Annotated in this window: 3 protein-coding genes; 2 read left to right on the top strand and 1 reads right to left on the bottom strand. The window is 49.6% G+C overall.

The window, feature by feature from the left end:
- Nucleotides 1-2,023: YadA family autotransporter adhesin (locus HMPREF2871_RS09695; RefSeq protein ID WP_210386317.1), on the top strand; the 2,023-nt coding region annotated here is incomplete at its 5' end.
- A 155-nt stretch (nt 2,024-2,178) separates the two neighbouring features.
- Nucleotides 2,179-4,800, top strand: a complete 2,622-nt coding sequence (pepN, locus tag HMPREF2871_RS09700; RefSeq protein ID WP_049343903.1) for an aminopeptidase N — start codon at nt 2,179-2,181, stop codon at nt 4,798-4,800.
- 151 nt (nt 4,801-4,951) lie between these two features.
- Here pepN and HMPREF2871_RS09705 read toward each other — a convergent pair.
- A partial coding sequence (locus HMPREF2871_RS09705; protein ID WP_070647867.1) for an IS5/IS1182 family transposase occupies nt 4,952-5,202 on the bottom strand: 251 nt, incomplete at its 5' end.

A 5,202-nucleotide genomic window follows, 5' to 3' on the forward strand; every position in this document is an offset into this window, starting at 1 on the left:
AACCGTAGCCGGTGGCGCACAGCTGAAACTGGCCGATGTATTGAATGTCGGTCAAGCGGCTCCGGTGAAAATCGATGGCGACAAAGGTGAAGTCAGCGGCTTGAGCAATACGACTTTGGGTGGCAATGATTTTGCCCAAGGTAAACGTGCAGCGACCGAAGAGCAGCTGAATGCGGCCCAAGATCAGTTGGTGAATGTATTGGGTGGCAATGCGGCCAATAATGGCGGCAACATCAGCATGACCGATATTGGCGGTACTGGTGAGAACAATATCCACGATGCAATCAAAGCCGTTAATGCAACTGCCAATCTGCCTTTGACTTTCGGCGGCGACAGTGGCAAAGACGTTGAACGCAAACCGGGTACGAAGCTAAATATTGTTGGCGGTCAAACCGATGCAGCCAAACTTTCAGACGGCAATATCGGCGTTGTAGCGAATGGTTCTGATAAGTTGGAAGTCAAATTGGCTAAAGACTTGGCAGTTGACAGCGTGAAAGCCGGCGATACCACAGTCAATACTGACGGCGTGAAAGTTGGCGATGTCAATCTGACTAAAGCCGGTTTGAACAACGGCGGCAACAAGATTACCAATGTTGCAGCCGGTACCGATGATACTGATGCGGTGAATGTTGCTCAGTTGAACAAAGCTGCGGCTGCGGCTAAGACTGAAGTCGTTCAAGGCGATAACATTGTTGTTACTCAGGATGTCGGTGCCAATGGCCAAACCATTTACAAAGTGGCTACCGATAAAAACCTGAAAGTCGACAGCGTTACCGCAGGCGATACCGTGATGAATAATGACGGTGTGAAAGTCGGCGATGATGTTGCATTGAACAAAGACGGCTTGAAAGCAGGTGATGTGAACCTGACTAAAGCTGGCTTGAACAATGGCGGCAATAAGATTACCAACGTTGCGGCCGGTACGGATGACACCGATGCAGTCAATGTTTCCCAACTGAAACAAGCTGCGGAGGCATCTAAGACTGAAGTCGTTCAAGGTAAGAACATCGTTGTGACGGAAAAAACAGGTGACAAAGGTCAGACTGTTTATGAAGTTGCTACCGATAAAGACTTGGACGTTGACAGCGTGAAAGCCGGTGATACTACTGTCAACAATGATGGTGTGAAAGTTGGTGATGACGTTGCATTGAACAAAGACGGCTTGAAAGCAGGCAAGGTAAACCTGACTAAAGACGGCTTGGACAATGCGGGCAACAAAGTAACCAACGTAGCAGATGGCGATCTCAATGCCAACAGCAAAGATGCCGTCAACGGCAGCCAGTTGTACGCAACCAACCAAAACGTAGCCAACAACGCCGCGACGATTGCCAAAGGCATCAACTTCGGCGGTACGACCGGTAGCAACAACTATGCGTTGGGCAATACCATCAACGTTAAAGGCGACAGCAACATCATCAGCGAAACCGTAGCCGGTGGCGCTCAACTGAAGTTGGCTGACGAGATTAGCGTGAAGACAGTGAATGCCGATACCTTCAAAGCAGGCGATACTGTGATGAACAATGACGGCGTGAAAGTTGGCGATAAAGTTGCATTGAACAAAGACGGTCTGACCGCAGGCAATACCGTGGTCAACAACGATGGCGTAACCATCGCTGCACCGACTGAAAGCAATCCGAACAACCAAGTCAAATTGTCTCCTGTCGGTCTGAACAACGGCGGCCAACGCATTACCAACGTGGCTCCGGGTAAAGACGGTACAGACGCGGCAAACGTGAACCAGTTGATTGGCTTGGGCAACGAATTGCAAAACAACATCAACCAAGTAGGTAAGAAAGCCTACGCGGGTGTGGCCGGTGCGATTGCCCAAGGCTCGATTCCGCAAGTAACCCGTCCGGGTGCGACCGGTATCGGTGTCGGCAGCGGCTACTACGGTGGTCAGTCTGCCATGGCCATCGGCGTGTCTGCGATGAGCGACGGCGGCAACTGGATTGTCAAAGGCAACTTCTCGGCCAATACCGACGGTCATGTCGGTGTCGGTGCCGGTGCGCTGTATCAGTGGTAAGTTGGCAATGACAGGCAACTAGATTTGCTGCCTGAATAGGGAGGCCGTCTGAAATTTTAGGTTTCAGACGGCCTTTTTTTCTGAAAACACTTGAATTTAGGCTATCTGAAACGATATGCTTCATCTATTTACCGCATGACTCTGAAAGAGAACAAATGAGCAAAACCATCCATTATTTGAAAGACTACGCCGCGCCAGCGTACCGTATTCTGAAAACCGACCTGCATTTCGATATTTTAGAACCGCAAACCATCGTCAAATCTAGTCTGACCGTTCAACCTGAAAGAGCAGGGGAGCCATTGGTATTGGATGGTTCGGCAAAACTGCTGTCTGTGAAAGTAAACGGCCGGGTCGTAGATTATGTGTTGGAAGACGAAAAACTGACGATTGCCGGCGTGCCGTCTGAAAACTTCACGCTGGAAGTAGAAACCGAAATTTTGCCGGCTGAGAACAAATCGCTGATGGGTCTGTATGCTTCCGGTGGCAATCTGTTTACCCAATGCGAACCGGAAGGTTTCCGCAAAATTACTTTCTACATCGACCGTCCGGATGTCATGTCTAAATTTACCACCACCATCGTTGCAGACAAAAAACGCTATCCGGTGTTGCTGTCTAACGGCAATAAAATTGATGGCGGCGAGTTTTCAGACGGCCGTCACTGGGTGAAATGGGAAGACCCGTTTGCCAAACCGAGCTATCTCTTTGCTTTGGTGGCAGGCGATTTGGCGGTAACGGAAGATTATTTTACAACCATGAGCGGCCGTAAGGTCAAAATCGAGTTCTACACCACTGAGACAGACAAACCTAAAGTCGGTTTTGCCGTGGAATCGTTGAAAAATGCGATGAAATGGGACGAGATACGTTTTGGCTTGGAATACGACTTGGATATTTTCATGGTCGTTGCCGTGGGCGATTTCAATATGGGCGCAATGGAAAACAAAGGTTTGAATATTTTCAACACCAAGTTTGTGCTGGCCAACAGCCGTACCGCGACCGATACCGACTTTGAAGGCATCGAATCTGTTGTCGGCCACGAATATTTCCACAACTGGACGGGCAACCGCGTGACCTGCCGCGATTGGTTCCAATTGTCGCTGAAAGAAGGTTTGACCGTTTTCCGCGATCAAGAGTTTTCCGGCGACCGGGCCAGCCGTGTGGTACGCCGTATCGACAATGTCCGTATGCTGCGCTTGTTCCAATTCCCAGAAGATGCAGGCCCGACTGCGCATCCTGTCCGCCCGGCCAGCTATGAAGAGATGAACAACTTCTACACCATGACCGTCTATGAAAAAGGTGCGGAAGTAGTGCGCATGTATCACACCTTGCTCGGAGAAGAGGGCTTCCAAAAAGGCATGAAGTTGTATTTCCAACGCCACGACGGTCAGGCTGTGACTTGTGATGATTTCCGTGCCGCAATGGCAGACGCAAACGGTATCAATCTTGATCAGTTTGCCTTGTGGTACAGCCAAGCCGGTACGCCGGTTTTAGATGCTCAAGGCCGTCTGAAAGATGGAGCGTTTGAATTGACGATCAAACAAACTATTCCGGCTACGCCCGATATGGCGGACAAACAGCCGATGATGATTCCGGTCAAAACCGGTTTGCTGAATGAAAAAGGCGAAGCGGTTGAGTTTGAATATCAAGGTAAACGGGTGAAAGAGGCGGTTTTGGTATTGACTGAAGCCGAGCAGACTTTTGTATTGGGCGGCGTCAATGAGCCGGTTATCCCGTCTCTGCTGCGTGATTTCTCTGCGCCGATTACCTTGAACTATCCGTACAGCGAGCAAGAATTGGCCACTTTACTGGCGGCAGATGAAAATGAGTTTGCCCGTTGGGAAGCTGCTCAAACCTTGTACCATCGCGCCATTAACGCCAACCGTCAGGCATTGGCGGAAGGCCGTCCTTTGCCGGAACATAAAGCATTGATGGATGCTTTGGCTTTGGTGGTTTCCGGTGATTTTGATCCGGCATTCCGTGCCATTTTGCTGCAAATGCCGTCTGAAACCGATGTATGGGCGGAAGAAGAAAATATTGACCCTATTCAGGTTCATCAAGCGCGAGAAGCCTTGCTCAATGCTGTTGCCGTCAAGTTCCTGCCTCAATGGCGCGAGCTGAACCGTCAAGCTGCCGAGCAAGAAAACCAGGCTGATGCTGCTGTTCGTTATGAATACAGCCCGGAATTGGCCGGCTGGCGCACTTTGCGCAATGCTTGCAGGGCATTTATCCTTCGTGCTGACGCAGCGCATATCGAACACGTTGCGGAAAATTACGAGGCAATGGCGCAAAACATGACACACGAATGGGATATCTTATCCGCAATCAACAGCAATGAAAGCGAAATTCGCGATCGTTTGTTGACGAAATTTGCCGATAAATTCGCCGATGATGCCTTAGTAATGGACAAATACTTTGCTCTGATTGCTTCAAGCCGCCGCAAAGATACTTTACAGCAAGTTCAGACGGCCTTGAGTCATCCTAAGTTCAGTATTGAAAACCCGAACAAGGCCCGTTCTTTGTTGATCAGTTTCAGCCGCAATATTCCACATTTCCATGCAGAAGATGGCAGCGGCTACCGCTTTGTAGCCGATAAAGTGATGGAAATCGACCGTTTTAATCCGCAAGTTGCTGCTCGACTGGTGCAGGCTTTCAACATCTGCAACAAATTGGAAGCCAACCGCAAAGCCGTCATGACCAAAGAATTGCAACGAATCCATGCACAAGAAGGTTTGTCCAAGGATGTGGGCGAGATTGTCGGTAAGATTTTGAATGAAAAATAAAGCCTGAGACCTTTGCAAAATTCCTTTTCCCCAACAGCCGAAACCTAAATAAAGGTTTTCGGCTGTTTTTGTTTCACATATCCACTGATTCTACTCAAATACCCCCTTAATCCTCCCCGGACACCCGATAATCAGGCATCCGGGCCGCCTTTTAGGCAGCAACAGGCGCACTTAGCCTGTTGGCGGCTTTCAATAGGTTCAAACACATCGCCTTCAGATGGCTTTGTGCACTCACTTTGAGCAGACCGAAATAGGCTGCCCGCGCATAGCGGAATTTACGGTGCAGCGTACCGAAACTTTGTTCGACCACATAACGGGTCTTCGACAAATATCGGTTGCGTTTGGTTTGCGCTTCCGACAGCGGATGTTTGCGGTGGGCTTTGCGCATAATGCCGTCCAGCA

It is taken from the genome of Neisseria sp. HMSC067G12 (assembly GCF_001812725.1).
Classification (GTDB): domain Bacteria; phylum Pseudomonadota; class Gammaproteobacteria; order Burkholderiales; family Neisseriaceae; genus Neisseria; species Neisseria perflava.

Bases quoted from the DNA above. Each gene is read 5' to 3' on its own strand.
- pepN (WP_049343903.1), top strand. From the start codon at position 2,179: ATGAGCAAAACCATCCATTATTTGAAAGACTACGCCGCGCCAGCGTAC.